Here is a 15,892-nt window from a genome sequence, read left to right as displayed (position 1 = left end):
TCTGTCCGTCATGCTCGAACTCGATTCCACCGCGCGGTCCTCGTCCCGCGCGCCCCTCGACCGCTACGCCCGCTGGACGGGCCTGGCCGTCGGGGTCCTGGCGGCCCGCCTGCTGTCGCCCCTCATCGGCGACGACGGCATCCTCTACGCCATCCCGGCGTTCGGCCTGTGCGCGGTGGCCGGGGTGCTGGTGGGCGACGCGCTCACCGGTCCCCGACAGGGTGCCGTACGCACGGCCGGCCTCACCCCGCGCCGGGTCCGCGACCACGTCCCGCCCCGGATGACAGGGCTGCTGCTCGCACTCGCCGCCGCGCTGGTCGCCGTGCTGGCCGTGGCGACCGCGGTGGCCTCGCCGGACGATCTGGGGCGGGCGGGCCGTGCGCTCACACTGACCTGCCGGGGCGTGACCGAGTCTGCCTCCCCCTGGCCCGGCTTCTACTACAGCCTCCCCATGCTCGTCTCCCTCGCCCTCTCGACCGCCGCCTGCGGCTGGTCCCTGCGGCGGATCGCGACCCGGCCCAGTGACGACCAGTCCCGCCGCGACCGGACACTGGCGATCGTGGCCGCGTGGGGGCTGGTGGTCTCCTCGTCCCTGCTCGGGGTCGCCTCGACCGTGTCCGGCGCCCTCATGAGCACAAGCTGCGACGGGACGGCCGGGACCGTCGCGAACTGGGCGGTGTGGCCACTGGGCCTCCTCTCACTGATCGTGGCGCCATGGTGCCTGTTCACCATCGCCTCGCCGCGGGCCCCGCGCGCCAAGAAGGCCGAGGGGAACGGCCGGTGAGCGACGGGACCGCAGGCGCCGGGCACTCCAAGGGCGGCCGCCGGTGAGCGGCGAGGCCGTGCGTGTCGACACGACCAGCCCCGTCCCGCCGTACGAGCAGATCCGTGCGCAGCTCGCCGGGCTGATCACCGCGGGCCGGCTGCCGGAGGGCGAGCGGCTGCCGACGGTACGACAGCTCGCGTCCGACCTCGGGCTCGCGCCGGGAACGGTGGCCCGGGCGTACCGGGAGCTGGAGGCCGCGGCACTGATCCGGACCCGACGGGGAGCCGGGACGCGGGTGGCCCCGCTGCCGGCCGACCTGCGGCAGGGACCGGACCCCGCCGAACTGGCCGCGCTGGCCCAGGGGTTCGTGGCGGCCGCGCGGGCGGCCGGGGCGGGGGACGCGGCGGTCGTGGCGGCCGTGGCGGAGGCCCTGCGGGAATGAGGAGTGCGGGGCCCCAGGGGGCTGAAGCGGCCAGGCACCGAGGGTTCAGCGAGAGCCGCCGAGGGGCAGAGCGTCCGTTCTGTCCCCTGACGCCGCTCGTCCGGGCCGTCATACTGGCGGCGGGCGACGATGTGGCGCATCCGTGCCGCACGGGACGCGGCGTGATCCGCGCACCGCCCGCCCCACAGCCGCTTTTCCTTCCCTTCCGACCAGGATCCGGAGCCCGTGGCATGACTGTCTGCCTGCTCCTGCTGAGTGCGGTCGCGCTGACCGCCGCCGTGCCGGCGCCCCGTGCGCTGACCCGGGCCACCTGGCCCGAACGGGAACCCGTCGTCGCCCTGTGGGTGTGGCAGTGCCTGGTCGCCACCGTCCTGATGTGCTGTCTGACGGCCCTGGTGCTCGGCGCCGCCGCCGTCTTCCACACCGTCCGCGACCATGTCTTCGCCCCCGCGCCGCCCGCGGTGACCGCGGCCTACGACCTGTCCGCCGCCCCCGCCTGGGCCGCCCTTCTGACCCTGCTGCTGGCCTGCGGGGCCGCCTGGACGACCGCGATGCTGGCCCGCGAACTGGTGGAGGCCCGCCGCCGACGCGGCCTCACCAGGGCCCACCTGCGCGAACGCGCCCCCGAACTGCCCGGCGGCCTGGAGAAGGCCGCGCGCGGCCCCCTGCTGGTGCTGGAGGACGAATACCCCGACGCCTGGTGGATGCCGGGCAGCCCGCCCCAGCTCGTGGTCACGACCGGCGCCCTGCACCGCCTGACCGACCACCAGCTGGACGCCGTCCTCACCCATGAGCGCGACCACGCCCGCTCCCACCACGACTGGCTGCTCCACCTCTCGACCGCCCTCGCCACCGGCTTCCCCCGAGTGCCCCTGTTCGCCCACTTCTGCGACGAGACCCACCGCCTCGTCGAACTGGCCGCCGACGACACGGCCTCCCGCCGCTGCGGCCACCTGACCACCGCCCTGGCCCTGATCGAGCTGAACCAGCACCGGGGCGTCCTGTCCTGCTCCTCCAGCCACCGCCTGCTGGGCGAGCGGGTGGACCGCCTCCTGGAACCCCGGCCGCGCCTGCTGCGCAGACACCGGGCACTGACGGCGACCGTGGCGGCCCTGGTCCCCCTGCTGCCCCTGCTGATCGCTTTCGGGCCGGGGCTCACGGCACTGGCCTAACCTGGCAGATCTTGCTCGACGGCAGCCGTCTGCGCAGGTCAGCCGCACACCTGACGCCCTGGCAGGTGGCGCAACACTGCCGCAACACCCCTTTTCCTACCTCCTCGCTATGGTTCGAGGCATGCCTCCCTCCGACCGCATCCGCGACCACGCCGGCCAGGGCGCGACCACCGTCGCCGCCCACCGCACGCGTCGCCGGCTGCGCGCGGACCAGGCCCGGCAACTCGCCGACCTCCTGCGCCACCAGATCCTCACCGGCGGCTTCACGGACGACACCCTCCCCCACGAGTCGACCCTGGCCACCGACTACCGGGCCTCCCGCAACACGGTCCGCCTGGCCCTGGACCTGCTGCGCGCCGAAGGCCTCGTCGACCGCCTGCCCGGTGTGGGCACCGTGGTCGTCGCACAGAAGTACCCCCACGGCCTGGACCGTCTGATGGGCCTCGCGGAAACCCTCCACGAACACGGCACGGTCACCAACGAGGTCCGCACCATGGGCCCCGCCCCCGCACCCGCCCCGGTGGCCGAACGCCTCCAGGTCAAACCCGGCACCGACGTCCTCTACATCGAACGCCTGCGCCGCCTCAACGGTCTCCCCCTCTCCCTGGACCTCACCTACATCCCGCTCGACATCGGCACCGCCCTGCTCGGCGCTGACCTGGAGAACACCGACGTCTTCCGCCTCCTGGAGACGATCACCGGCCAGCGCCTCGGCCACGCCGAGATCACCCTGGAGGCGGTGAACGCGGACACCCACTCCGCCGCCGTCCTGGAGGCCCCGCGCGGCGCGGCGGTCCTCATGCTGGAACGCCTCACCCACCTCGCCGACGGCCGCCCCGTCGACCTGGAGTTCATCCGCTTCCGCGGCGACCGCATCACCATGAGCGGCCTGCTGCACCGCGCCCTCTGACCACCCCCTCTCACCTCTTCATCGTTCGGCAGACCCGGCTCGGTTCACCTCCGCGCGGGAAATCTCAGGACATCTCTGGAGACAGCCATGCCCTTGGCGCCCCAGCGGGCCGACGTGCCCGTGACCATCGACGAGTCGAAGTGCATCGACGGCTGCACGCTCTGCGTGGACATGTGCCCGCTGGACTCCCTCGCCATCGACGACAGCAGCGGCAAGGCCTACATGCACGTCGACGAGTGCTGGTACTGCGGCCCGTGCGCGGCCCGCTGTCCCACCGGAGCCGTCACGGTCAACACGCCCTATCTGCTCCGGTGAAAGGTCCCCGACTCCCATGAAACACAAGGCAATCGCCGCCTCACTGGCCCTGTTGCTCGCACCCCTGACGGCCTGCGGCGGCAGCGCCCAGGCAGGCGACGGCTCCACGGTGACCGTCACCGTCGGCTACCAGTCCAAGACCATCAACACCGTCACCGCCGGCACCCTGCTGCGCTCCCTCGGCTCCTTCGAGAAGCAGCTCAACTCACTGGGCGACGGCAAGACGTACAAAGTCGACTGGCAGGACTACGCCACCGGAGCCCCCATCACCGCCCAGATGACCGCCGGGAAGATCGACATCGGCTCGATGGGCGACTTCCCGCTCCTCATCAACGCCGCCCGCGGCAAGCAGCTCGGCAAGCCGACCCACCTGGTCTCCGTCACCGGCTACAACCTCCGCGGCGGCCTCAACACCATCGTCACCGCCCCGGATTCGAAGCTGGCCTCCCTGACGGACCTCAAGGGCAAGAAGGTGTCGACCAGCATCGGCTCCGCCGCCGACGGCACCCTCGTCCGCGCCCTCCAGCGCGCCGGCATCGACCCCGACAAGGGCATCGAGAAGCTCAACCAGCAGCCCGCGGTGGGCGCCTCCGCCCTCTCCGCCGGCAGCGCGGACGCGCTCTCCCAGTTCGTCGCCTGGCCCGGCCTGCTCGCCTACCAGGGCAAGGCGAAGGCCCTCTACGACGGTGCCCAGCTGAACCTCCCCACCTTCCACGGCGTCACCGCCCGCGAGGACTTCGCCAAGGAACGCCCCGCCGTCCTGGAGGCCTTCCTCAAGGCCCAGGCGGAGGCCACGGACTATCTCAACGACCACCCGGTGGCCGCCGCCGAGAAGGTCGCCGACGCCACCGGCCTGCCCGCCGAGGTCGTCTACCTCTACAACGGCGCCCACGGCATCTCCACCTTCGACCCGGCGATCAAGCCCCAGCTGATCTCCGCCCTCAAGGAGGACGTCTCCGTCCTGAAGTCCGCCAAGCTGACCGGCGACGTGGACGTGGACGCCTTCGTCGACGACCAGTACGTCAAGAAGGCCCTGGGCGCCGAGTACGCGAAGCGGCTCGCCACCGCTCCCCCGGCGTCCGCGAGCGAGGTCTGGCCCAAGGGCGCCGAGAAGACGCTCGGCTTCAAGTCCCCTTCTCAGCTTCTGGCTTACGTCTCCCAGCACCAGGCCGGCATCCGCGCCGCGTACGTCCCCGACGCCACCACCGGCACCCTGTGGTTCGCCGACAAGGCGATCTGGGTGACCGACGGCAAGGAACTGCTGCCCTTCGTCGCCCCGGCGACCGCGCGAGCGTACGTCGGCGAACACGACGGCGCCCGCGTCGTCTCGTACGCCGCCGCGCTGGAGCAGGCGTCGTGAGCGGAAACGCACGACGGGCGCCCCGGTATCCACGCCGGGGCGGCCGGCTCGCCCTGCGGGCCGGCTCGCTGGCCCTCGCCCTCGGCGTGTGGCAGCTGCTGACCAGCCTGGACATCGACCTGTGGCTGCGCTTCTCGCAGTTCCCCACGGTCACCGACGTCGCCCACGCCTTCGCCGACCGGCTGTCCGGCCCGGACTACTGGACCGACCTCACCGACAGCCTCACCCGCATCCTCAGCGGGTTCCTCCTCGCCGCGGTGCTCGGTGTGGCGACGGGCGTGCTCGTGGCACGCTCCCGCCTCGCCGAGGACCTGCTCGGACCGGTCCTCGAAGTGATCCGCCCCATCCCGGCGATCGCCCTGGTCCCCGTCGCGATCCTCCTGTTCCCCTCCAACGAACAGGGCATCGTCTTCATCACCTTCACCGCCGCGTTCTTCCCCGTCCTGGTCTCCACCCGGCACGCGGTCCGCGCCCTCACCCCCGCCTGGGAGGAAGCGGTGCTGACGATGGGCGGCGGACGGTCGCGGATCCTCGCCTCGGTCGTCCTGCCGGGCGCGCTCCCGGGCATCTTCGGCGGCCTCTCGGTCGGCATCGGCGTCTCGTGGATCTGCGTGATCTCCGCCGAGATGATCTCCGGCCAGTACGGCGTCGGCTACCGCACCTGGCAGGACTACACGGTCGTCGACTACCCCGGCGTCTTCGTCGGCATGGTCACGATCGGCGTCCTCGGCTGGCTCACGTCCACGGCGGTCGAGGCACTGGGGCGCCGGCTGACGCGGTGGCTGCCACGGACGTCGTACGACGTGGGGGCGGGGTCTCGTCCGAGGGCTGCGCGCTCGGGCGGATCGGTACCGCCGGCTGCTGCGGACGAAGGGGCCGTGCACGACAGGCCCGAGGACAAGGGGTCCGACTCCAGGACCGAGGAGGCACGTGATGAGCACCTCGTCTGAGACGACCGGCCCAGCCCTGGAGGCCCCCGGGCCGACCGGCGTCACCCGCACCACCCCGCAAGCCTCCGGCACCGGACCGGGCACCGCCCCGCATCAGCCCACCTCCGGCGCCGACACTCCGGCCGCCGCCCCCGTCCGCGGCACCCGCCTCACCCTCACCGGCGCCGGCCTCGGGCGACCCGGTGCCCCCGCCGTGTCCGGTGTCGACCTGGACATCGCGCCCGGCGAGATCCTGACCGTCGTCGGCTCCTCCGGCTGCGGAAAGTCGACGCTGCTGCGCACCCTCGCCGGCCTGCTGCCCCCGCTCGACGGAACCGTGGAGCAGGACGGCCGCCGGATCACCGCCCCGGCGGCGGACCGCGCCCTGGTCTTCCAGGAGGACGCCCTCCTGCCCTGGCGCACCCTGCGGGCCAACGTCGAACTCCCCCTCGCCATCAAGGGGGTGCCCCGCGCCGAACGCCGGGCCCAGGCCGAGTCCTGGCTGGACCGCGTAGGACTCGCCGACCGGGCCCGGCACCTGCCGCACCGCGTCTCCGGCGGGCAACGCCAACGCGCCCAGCTCGCCCGGGCCCTCGCGGGAGCGCCCCGCGCCGTCCTGATGGACGAACCCTTCGGCGCCCTCGACGCCCAGACCCGCGCCGGCATGCAGGACCTGCTCGTGGAGGTGCTGCGGGGCACGGGCGCGACCGTCGTCTTCGTCACCCACGACGTGGACGAGGCCCTGTTCCTCGGCGACCGCGTGGCCCTCCTCGGCGCCGGCCGCCTCACCGCCGTACACGAGATACCCCGTCCGCGTGACCGCACGGCACACGAAGATCCCGCGCGCCTGGCTCTGCGGCGCGAAGTCCTCACCTCGCTCGGTACCTGAAAGGCCACCTGGTGACCGCCTCCGTGAACACCCCCCTGGAGATCCCCGCACTCACCGACGCCGAGGAGCTGAGCTGCGACGTCCTCGTCATCGGCGGCGGCACCGCCGGCACCATGGCCGCCCTGACCGCCGCCGAGCACGGCGCCGACGTGATCCTCCTGGAGAAGGCCCACGTCCGGCACTCCGGCGCCCTCGCCATGGGCATGGACGGCGTCAACAACGCGGTCGTCCCGGGCCGCGCCGAACCCGACGACTACGTCGCCGAGATCACCCGCGCCAACGACGGCATCGTCGACCAGTCCACCGTCCGCCAGACCGCCACCCGCGGCTTCGCCATGGTGCAGCGACTGGAGTCCTACGGTGTGAAGTTCGAGAAGGATGAGCACGGCGAGTACGCGGTCCGCCAGGTCCACCGCTCCGGCTCCTACGTGCTGCCCATGCCGGAGGGCAAGGACGTCAAGAAGGTCCTGTACCGGCAGCTGCGGCGGCGCGAGATGCGGGAACGCATCCGTATCGAGAACCGGGTGATGCCGGTCCGGGTGCTGACGGCCGAGGGCCGGGCCGTGGGCGCGGCCGGCTTCCACACCCGCACGGGCGCCTTCGTGACGGTCCGCGCGGGCGCGGTCATCCTCGCCACCGGCCCCTGCGGCCGCCTGGGCCTGCCCGCCTCCGGCTACCTCTACGGCACCTACGAGAACCCGACGAACGCGGGCGACGGCTACGCGATGGCCTACCACGCGGGCGCCGAACTCACCGGCATCGAGTGCTTCCAGATCAACCCGCTGATCAAGGACTACAACGGCCCCGCCTGCGCCTACGTCGCCAACCCCTTCGGCGGCTACCAGGTCAACCGGCACGGCGAACGCTTCGTCGACTCCGACTACTGGTCGGGCCAGATGATGGCGGAGTTCGCGGCGGAGGTGGCCTCGGACCGAGGCCCCGTGTACCTGAAGCTGAGCCATCTGCCGGAGGAGTCGATATCGGCCCTGGAGTCGATCCTGCACTCCACGGAACGCCCCTCCCGCGGCACCTTCCACTCCGGTCGCGGCCACGACTACCGCACCCACGACATCGAGATGCACATCTCCGAGATCGGCCTGTGCGGCGGCCATTCGGCCTCGGGAGTACGGGTGGACGACCACGCCCGTACGACCGTCCCCCGCCTGTACGCCGCCGGCGACCTCGCCTGCGTCCCCCACAACTACATGATCGGCGCCTTCGTCTACGGCGACCTGGCGGGCGCGGACGCCGCGCAATACCGGCCGTACGAGGGTGAGTTGCCGCTTCACCAGCTCCGCGAGGCGCACGAGCTGATCTACCGCCCGCTGCGCAACCCGGACGGCCCGCCGCAGCCCCAGGTCGAGTACAAGCTGCGCCGCTTCGTGAACGACTACGTCGCCCCGCCGAAGTCCGGCGCCCGTCTCTCCCTCGCCCTGGAGGCCTTCGAGCGGATGCACACCGACATCGCGGAGATGGGCGCCCGCACCCCGCACGAACTCATGCGCTGCGCCGAGGTCTCCTTCATCCGCGACTGCGCGGAGATGGCCGCGCGCGCCTCCCTGGCCCGCACGGAGTCCCGCTGGGGTCTCTACCACGACCGTCTCGACCATCCTCAGCGCGACGACGCGTCCTGGTTCCACCACCTCGACCTGCACAAGTCCCCCTCCGGCACGATGGAGTTCACGGCCCGCCCCGTGGCTCCCTATCTGGTCCCCGTCGAGGAGTTCACCCCGACGGGCGGCCCCTCCCGGCACCTGGGCGAGGTGCATGCGGAGGATGTGGCGACGGCGGGGTCCAGGGACCGGGCGCCGGTGGCGGCGGGGGTGCTGGGGGAGGCGGCTGGGTCGGCGGCATCTGCGGAATCGCTGTCGGGGAGGGGGCCCCTCCCCCTCCCCACCCACCCCACCCCCCAGACTTCCTCGTCCCGCCTCCTCGAACTCGTCGCCCTCGCCGAGGAGCAGCCCGAACTCGACGCCCTGCGCCCCTACTTGACCGACGAGGCGCCCTCCGTCCGACGCGAGGCCGTCGCCGTGCTCACCGAGACCCTGCCCCCGGGTACCGGCCCCGCCCTGGCCGGCGCGCTCCGCGACCCCGCCGCCGAGGTACGCGCCGCCGCCGCGGCCTCACTGCGCGAGCTCGTCGAGACGCTCCCGCCCGAACCGGCCCTCCGTGACGGCCTCGCCGCCGCCCTCACCGAGCCCGACCCGGTCGTCCGCGCCGCCGCCCTCGACGTCCTGCGCGCCCTGCGGCTGGGCGACACGGAGCTGTTCGCCGACTCGCTGACGGACTCCGACATCGCCGTCCGCATCGAGGCGGTACGCGCCCTCGTCTCGGTCGACGCCGCCGCACCACTCGCCCGAGCGGCGCTGACCGACCCGTCCCGCGAGGTCCGGGTCACCATCGCCAAGGCACTGGCGACGGTGTTCGCAGGCCGGCTGGGAGCAGCCACGCAGCCGCCCACGGGCCGGGCGACCGCCGCCGTCCCCGCCGAAACCCCTGCCGAGCACGCCGTCCACGCGGCCCTCGCCGGCCTCGTCGACGACCCCGACGCCCTGGTCCGTGCCGCCGCCTACGCCGCACTCGGCACCACCGGTTGCCCGGCACCCCTCACCGCCCGCGCGGTGACCGCCCTCGCCGACCCCGCCTGGCAGGTCAGGTCGGGCGCCGCGACCGCGCTGTCCGCGGCCGGACCGGATGTCGCCGTCCCCGCCCTCGCCAAGGCACTCGCCGACCAGAACGCCGACGTCCGCAAGGCGGCGGTCCTGGCCCTGACCCGTCACACGGCCACCGAGGACGCGCGAGCGGCCCTGGCCACGGCGACGACGGACCCGGACGCGGACGTCAGGGCGTACGCGGCCCGAGCGCTGTGACGGGATCGGCGCCGGAGCTCATGTCCGTTCCGGCGCCCCCGACGATCCCTGAGCCCAGTCAGGCTCCGGCGCCCTCGACCATCCCTGAGCCCAGTCGAGGTCCGGCGCCGCCGACGGTCCCTAATCCCAGTCGGGCTCCGGCTCCTCGTCCATCTCGGGCCAGTGGTCCGCACCCGGATCCCCGTCGCCCTGGGGACTCGGCGCCGCCGCGGCCGGAGCGCCGTCGCCTAGTGCGGCCAGGACCGCCAGCACGCCCTCCCCGTACGTCACCAGCTTCTTCTCGCCGACCCCGCCGACCGTCCCGAGCTGTGCCACCGATGTCGGCCACACGGTCACGATCTCCCTGAGCGTGGCGTCGTGGAAGATGACGTAGGCCGGAACGCCCTGCTCCCGCGCCCGCTCGCCCCGCCACGCCCGCAGCGCCTCGAAGGCCGGCAGCAGCGACTCGGGCAGCTCGGCGGCCGCGGCCTTCGCCTTGCGCTCGCCCCGCCCGGAAGCGGACCCGGCGGCCTTCGCGGCGGCCGGCTTCTTCGGCTCCTTGCGCAGCGGCACGTCGCGTTCGCGCCGCAGCACAGCGCCGCTCGCCTCGGTGAGCACCAGCGTGCCGTACTCCCCCTCGACCGCGAGCAGTCCCTGTGCCAGCAACTGGCGGACGACACCGCGCCATTCGCCCTCGGACAGTTCCTCGCCGATGCCGAACACGGACAGCTGGTCGTGGTCGAACTGGATGACCTTGCCGGTGCGCTTGCCGAGCAGGATGTCGACGATCTGCACCGCGCCGAACTTCTGACCGCGCTCGCGCTGGAGCCGCACCACCGTCGACAGGACCTTCTGCGCGGCGACCGTGCCGTCCATGGTCTCCGGCGGGGTGAGGCAGGTGTCGCAGTTGCCGCAGCCCGCCGGGTCGGGCTCCTGGCCGAAGTAGTTCAGCAGCTGCCCGCGCCGGCACTGGGCCGTCTCGCACAGCGCCAGCATCGCGTCCAGGTGGGAGGCGGCCCGGCGGCGGAACGCCTCGTCGCCCTCGCCTGACTGGATCAGCTTGCGCTGTTGTATGACGTCGTTGAGTCCGTAGGCCATCCAGGCCGTCGACGGCAGTCCGTCACGTCCCGCGCGGCCGGTCTCCTGGTAGTAGCCCTCGACCGACTTGGGCAGGTCGAGGTGGGCGACGAAACGGACGTCCGGCTTGTCGATGCCCATGCCGAAGGCGATGGTCGCGCACACGACCAGGCCCTCCTCGCGCAGGAACCGCGACTGGTGCGCCGCGCGTGTGCCCGCGTCGAGCCCCGCGTGGTAGGGCACGGCCTCGATGCCGTTCTTGCTGAGGAACTCCGCCGTCTTCTCGACCGAGTTGCGCGAGAGGCAGTACACGATGCCCGCGTCGCCCTCGTGTTCCTGGCGCAGGAAGCTCAGCAGCTGCTTCTTGGGGTCGGCCTTGGGCACGATCCGGTACTGGATGTTGGGCCGGTCGAAGCTCGCCACGAAGTGCCGGGCCGCCGGCATGTTCAGCCGCTGGGTGATCTCCTGGTGGGTGGCGTGTGTGGCCGTCGCGGTCAGCGCGATCCGCGGGACGTCCGGCCAGCGCTCGCCGAGCAGGGCGAGAGACAGGTAGTCGGGGCGGAAGTCGTGGCCCCACTGGGACACGCAGTGCGCCTCGTCGATCGCGAAGACCGAGATCTTGCCGCGCGAGAGGAGGTCCAGCGTGGAGTCGAGCCGCAGCCGCTCCGGTGCCAGATAGAGCAGGTCCAGCTCGCCCGCCAGGAACTCCGCCTCCACCACCCGCCGCTCGTCGAAGTCCTGCGTGGAGTTCATGAACCCGGCATTCACACCGAGCGCCCGCAGCGCGTCCACCTGGTCCTGCATCAGCGCGATGAGCGGCGAGACCACGATGCCGGTACCGGGTCTGACCAGGGACGGGATCTGGTAGCACAGGGACTTGCCGCCACCGGTCGGCATGAGGACCACGGCGTCGCCGCCCGCGACCACATGCTCGATGACCTCGCCCTGCTCACCGCGGAAGGCCTCGTACCCGAAGACCCGGTGCAGCGTGGCCAGCGCCTCGCTCTCAGCCGTCCCTGCCGGCTCGGTCACCCTTGGCATCTCGCTGATCCCACCCATCCCGCGCATAGCCCTGTCCCCCGTACGTCGTCCCTCGACCACTGCGTCCACGATAGGGGCCCGCACCGACAACGCCGGAGTTATCCACAGGCTCACCCCGTCACTCTGCGCGCTCATCCGGATGGCCTCCGTCACATGGCGCCGTCGTGACCACCGGGACATGCTGCTCGGGCGGGTCAGGGGAGGCCCGACTGTCCCTGCACGGCGTGTCCCACAAGAGCGCGCGCCGCTTCCGCTTCAAGGAGCCCCATCATGTCCTCTCGGCCCCTCAAGGCCGCCATCACCATGGCGATAGCCGGCGCGCTCTCCCTGACCGCCGCCCCCGCGCAGGCGGCGTCCGACCCCGATCCGTTCGTCTGGGTGGACCTGGTCCCGGCGTACACGAGCACCGCCGAGTACAACTACGAGCCGCTCGCCCCGCCGGACTGGGTCCGCACCGACCAGTGCGTGGCCGGGCGGGGCTACCGCTACGAGAACGCCGGGCATCTCGCCGACAATGTCGTCGACCCCGCCAAGCCGGACGTCCTGCTGTACCAGGGCGGGCCCGACACCGAGGACCGCGATCTGGCCGGGGTGGGATGGGCCGTGAAGAACACGGGCCAGGCCGCGCCGACGCTGTTCGGCGAGACGTTCCGCAGCACCGAGGTGCCCGGCTACTACACGCTTCACGCGTGGCTCTACGAGGACAACCCCGACGGGCTCTTCGAGGGCCTCAACCCCACGGTGCAGTGCTCCGGCACGCCGACCCCGGCGACCACCATGACCGTGCCGGACTGGGTGTCCGACCTCGACGCCCTCTGGACGTCCTGAGCACGACGCGGCGGCCCCGGTTCCCACGAGGGGAACCGGGGCCGCCGTAAAAGCACCGCAGGAACCGCACGCACCGCGGGCACAGGCGCCGCAGGTCAGCGCACGAACACTCCCGCCTGGTTCGCCAGGTCCAGGAAGTACTGCGGCGCCACACCGAGCACCAGCGTGACCGCCACGCCGACGCCGATCGCCGCCATCGTCAGCGGCGACGGCACGGCGACCGTCGGGCCCTCGGGCCGCGGCTCGCTGAAGAACATCAGCACGATGACGCGGATGTAGAAGAACGCCGCGATCGCCGACGAGATCACACCGACCACGACCAGCGGTGCCGCGCCGCCTTCCGCCGCCGCCTTGAACACGGCGAACTTCCCGGCGAACCCGGAGGTCAGCGGAATGCCGGCGAAGGCCAGCAGGAACACCGCGAACACGGCGGCGACCAGCGGCGAACGACGGCCGAGACCGGCCCACTTGGACAGGTGCGTCGCCTCACCCCCGGCGTCGCGCACCAGCGTCACCACGGCGAACGCGCCGATCGTGACGAAGGAGTACGCCGCCAGGTAGAAGAGGACGGACGAGACGCCGTCCGGCGTGGTCGCGATGACGCCCGCGAGGATGAAGCCCGCGTGCGCGATCGACGAGTACGCCAGCAGTCGCTTGATGTCGGTCTGGGTGATCGCGACGATCGCACCGCCGAGCATGGTGACGATCGCGACGCCCCACATGACCGGCCGCCAGTCCCAGCGCAGGCCCGGCAGTACGACGTACAGGATCCGCAGCAGCGCGCCGAACGCGGCCACCTTGGTCGCCGCCGCCATGAACCCGGTCACCGGCGTCGGCGCGCCCTGGTACACGTCCGGCGTCCACATGTGGAAGGGGACCGCGCCGACCTTGAACAGCAGGCCCATCACGATCATCGCGGCGCCGATCAGCAGCAGCGCGTCGTTGCCCATGGTGTCCGCGAGCGCCGGGTCGACGTTCGTGACCGTGCCGTCGACGACCTGCGCGATGGTCGCGTAGGACACCGAGCCCGCGTACCCGTACAGCAGTGCGATGCCGAACAGGGTGAACGCGGAGGCGAACGCGCCGAGCAGGAAGTACTTGACCGCGGCCTCCTGCGACATGAGCCGCTTGCGGCGGGCCAGGGCGCACATCAGGTACAGCGGCAGCGAGAAGACTTCCAGGGCGATGAACAGCGTCAGCAGGTCGTTGGCCGCCGGGAAGATCAGCATGCCGGCGACGGCGAACAGCAGCAGCGGGAACACCTCGGTGGTGGTGAACCCGGCCTTCACCGCGGCCTTCTCGCTGTCGCTGCCCGGCACGGAGGCGGCCTGTGCGGCGAAGGAGTCGACCTGTTTGCCGTGCTCGACCGGGTCCAGGCGCCGTTCGGCGAAGGTGAACAGGCCGACCAGGCCCGCCAGCAGGATCGTGCCCTGGAGGAAGAGCGCCGGTCCGTCGACGGCGATCGCGCCCATCGCGACGATGCCCGCCTTGGTGGTGGCGTATCCGCTCGTGGCGAGTGCGACGACCGCGGCGAAGGCCGAGATCAGCGCTACGGCGGAGACGAACACCTGGGCGTAGTACCGCTGCTTGCGCGGTACCGCCGCCTCGATCAGCACTCCGATGACCGCCGCACCGACGACGATCAGCGTGGGTGACAATTGTCCGTATTCGATCTTCGGCGTGTCGATCTTCGAGATCGGATCGGCCGCGGTTGTCCACAGGCTGTGGACGGCTGTTGCGCTCACTTGGCCGCCTCCACCTCGGGCTGGGGGTCCTTCTTCTGTACGTCGGACATGGTGTGCTCGACCGCCGGGTTCACGATGTCCGTGACGGGCTTGGGGTAGACGCCCAGGAAGATCAGCAGCACGACCAGCGGCGCGACCACCACGAGTTCGCGCACCCTGAGGTCGGGCATCTCCGCGACCTCGGGTTTCACCGGGCCCGTCATCGTCCGCTGGTAGAGGACGAGGGTGTAGAGCGCGGCGAGCACGATGCCGAAGGTGGCGATGATCCCGATCACCGGGTAGCTCGCGAACGTGCCGACCAGGACCAGGAACTCACTCACGAACGGTGCCAGACCCGGCAGCGACAGCGTCGCCAGACCGCCGATCAGGAACGTGCCGGCGAGCACCGGGGCCACCTTCTGCACCCCGCCGTAGTCGGCGATGAGCCGCGACCCGCGCCGCGAGATCAAGAAGCCGGCGACCAGCATCAACGCGGCCGTGGAAATACCGTGGTTGACCATGTAGAGCGTCGCACCGGACTGGCCCTGGCTGGTCATCGCGAAGATGCCCATGATGATGAAGCCGAAGTGCGAGATCGACGCGTACGCCACCAGGCGCTTGATGTCCCGCTGGCCGACCGCGAGCAGCGCCCCGTAGATGATGCTGATCAGCGCCAGTACGAGGATCGCGGGCGTCGCCCACTTGCTGGCCTCCGGGAAGAGCTGGAGGCAGAAGCGGAGCATCGCGAAGGTGCCGACCTTGTCGACGACCGCCGTGATGAGGACGGCGACCGGGGCGGTGGCCTCCCCCATCGCGTTGGGCAGCCAGGTGTGCAGCGGCCACAGCGGCGCCTTCACCGCGAAGGCGAAGAAGAAGCCGAGGAACAGCCAGCGTTCGGTGTTGGTCGCCATGTCGAGCGAGCCGTTGGCCCGCGCCTCGGCGATCTCCTGAAGGCTGAAGTTCCCTGCGACCACGTACAGGCCGATCACCGCGGCCAGCATGATCAGACCGCCGACCAGGTTGTAGAGGAGGAACTTCACGGCGGCGTACGACCGTTGCGTGGACGCCGTCTCCTCGCCGTGCTCGTGGGCCCGGTCGCCGAAGCCGCCGATGAGGAAGTACATCGGGATCAGCATGGCTTCGAAGAAGATGTAGAAGAGAAAGACGTCGGTGGCCTCGAAGGAAATGATCACCATCGCCTCGACGCCCAGGATCAGGGCGAAGAAACCCTGCGTCGGCCGCCACCGGGTGTTGCCGGTCTCCAGCGGGTCGGCGTCGTGCCAGCCCGCGAGGATGATGAAGGGGATCAGCAGCGCGGTCAGCGCGATGAGCGCCACCGCGATGCCGTCGACGCCCAGTTCGTAGCGGACCCCGAAGTCCTTGATCCACCAGTGGGATTCGGTGAGCTGGTAGCGGTCGCCGTCCGGGTCGAAGCGGACCAGGACGACGATCGCGAGGGCGAGCGTGGCGAGCGAGACGAGCAGCGCGAGCCACTTCGCCGCGGTGCGCCGCGCGGCCGGTACGGCGGCCGTGGCGATCGCCCCGATCGCCGGGAGCACCGCCGTCGCTGTCAGCAGAGGAAAGGACATC

General features: G+C 71.8%; 13 protein-coding genes. 10 read left to right on the top strand and 3 right to left on the bottom strand.

Annotated elements, in window-relative coordinates; all coding sequences use genetic code 11:
* Positions 1 to 10: 10 nt before the first annotated feature.
* The 9 genes from ACFY0U_RS38640 (at position 11) to ACFY0U_RS38600 (ending at position 9,653) form a co-directional block, all read left to right on the top strand.
* Positions 11 to 784 (top strand): hypothetical protein, encoded by a 774-nt coding sequence (locus ACFY0U_RS38640; RefSeq protein ID WP_388644118.1) that lies wholly within the window; start codon positions 11 to 13, stop codon positions 782 to 784.
* 43 nt (positions 785 to 827) lie between these two features.
* Positions 828 to 1,208: a GntR family transcriptional regulator gene (locus ACFY0U_RS38635; RefSeq protein WP_388644117.1), complete on the top strand. Its 381-nt coding sequence runs from the start codon at positions 828 to 830 to the stop codon at positions 1,206 to 1,208.
* 230 nt (positions 1,209 to 1,438) lie between these two features.
* The gene (locus tag ACFY0U_RS38630; protein ID WP_388644114.1) at positions 1,439 to 2,380 is read left to right on the top strand and encodes a M56 family metallopeptidase; all 942 of its coding nucleotides are present in this window, start codon (positions 1,439 to 1,441) and stop codon (positions 2,378 to 2,380) included.
* 121 nt (positions 2,381 to 2,501) lie between these two features.
* Complete coding sequence (locus ACFY0U_RS38625; RefSeq protein ID WP_388644113.1) at positions 2,502 to 3,290, top strand: GntR family transcriptional regulator; 789 nt, start codon at positions 2,502 to 2,504, stop codon at positions 3,288 to 3,290.
* A gap of 87 nt (positions 3,291 to 3,377) precedes the next feature.
* Entirely contained in the window at positions 3,378 to 3,605 is a 228-nt protein-coding gene (locus ACFY0U_RS38620) for a ferredoxin family protein (protein WP_388644110.1), read from the top strand.
* 16 nt (positions 3,606 to 3,621) lie between these two features.
* Complete coding sequence (locus tag ACFY0U_RS38615; RefSeq protein WP_388644108.1) at positions 3,622 to 4,965, top strand: ABC transporter substrate-binding protein; 1,344 nt, start codon at positions 3,622 to 3,624, stop codon at positions 4,963 to 4,965.
* Positions 4,962 to 5,915: an ABC transporter permease gene (locus ACFY0U_RS38610; protein ID WP_388644106.1), complete on the top strand. Its 954-nt coding sequence runs from the start codon at positions 4,962 to 4,964 to the stop codon at positions 5,913 to 5,915. The genes ACFY0U_RS38615 and ACFY0U_RS38610 overlap by 4 nt, the downstream gene beginning before the upstream one ends.
* Positions 5,899 to 6,783, top strand: a complete 885-nt coding sequence (locus tag ACFY0U_RS38605; protein ID WP_388644103.1) for an ABC transporter ATP-binding protein — start codon at positions 5,899 to 5,901, stop codon at positions 6,781 to 6,783. Before ACFY0U_RS38610 ends, ACFY0U_RS38605 begins: the two co-directional genes overlap by 17 nt.
* An 11-nt stretch (positions 6,784 to 6,794) precedes the next feature.
* Entirely contained in the window at positions 6,795 to 9,653 is a 2,859-nt protein-coding gene (locus tag ACFY0U_RS38600) for a fumarate reductase/succinate dehydrogenase flavoprotein subunit (protein ID WP_388644100.1), read from the top strand.
* Positions 9,654 to 9,773: 120 nt separating this feature from the next.
* Here the strand turns inward: ACFY0U_RS38600 and recQ are convergent, their stop codons facing one another.
* On the bottom strand, positions 9,774 to 11,777 hold the full coding sequence (gene recQ, locus ACFY0U_RS38595) for a DNA helicase RecQ (protein ID WP_388644097.1): 2,004 nt from the start codon (positions 11,775 to 11,777) through the stop codon (positions 9,774 to 9,776).
* A gap of 243 nt (positions 11,778 to 12,020) precedes the next feature.
* On the opposite strand from recQ, the gene ACFY0U_RS38590 reads away from it, so the two are divergent.
* Positions 12,021 to 12,578: a hypothetical protein gene (locus ACFY0U_RS38590; RefSeq protein WP_388644096.1), complete on the top strand. Its 558-nt coding sequence runs from the start codon at positions 12,021 to 12,023 to the stop codon at positions 12,576 to 12,578.
* Positions 12,579 to 12,673: 95 nt separating this feature from the next.
* On the opposite strand, the gene nuoN is transcribed toward ACFY0U_RS38590, so the two are convergent.
* Both nuoN and ACFY0U_RS38580 read right to left on the bottom strand, forming a co-directional pair.
* Positions 12,674 to 14,323 (bottom strand): NADH-quinone oxidoreductase subunit NuoN, encoded by a 1,650-nt coding sequence (gene nuoN, locus ACFY0U_RS38585; protein WP_388644094.1) that lies wholly within the window; start codon positions 14,321 to 14,323, stop codon positions 12,674 to 12,676.
* A complete protein-coding gene (locus ACFY0U_RS38580; protein WP_388644092.1) occupies positions 14,320 to 15,891 on the bottom strand; it encodes an NADH-quinone oxidoreductase subunit M in 1,572 nt (523 codons plus the stop codon). Before ACFY0U_RS38580 ends, nuoN begins: the two co-directional genes overlap by 4 nt.
* Between the last annotated feature and the right edge of the window lies 1 nt (position 15,892).

Source organism: Streptomyces sp. NPDC001536 (assembly GCF_042894505.1).
Taxonomy (GTDB): domain Bacteria; phylum Actinomycetota; class Actinomycetes; order Streptomycetales; family Streptomycetaceae; genus Streptomyces.
The sequence above is the reverse complement of the archived record's forward strand: the minus strand, read 5'-3'. Positions and strand labels throughout refer to the sequence as shown.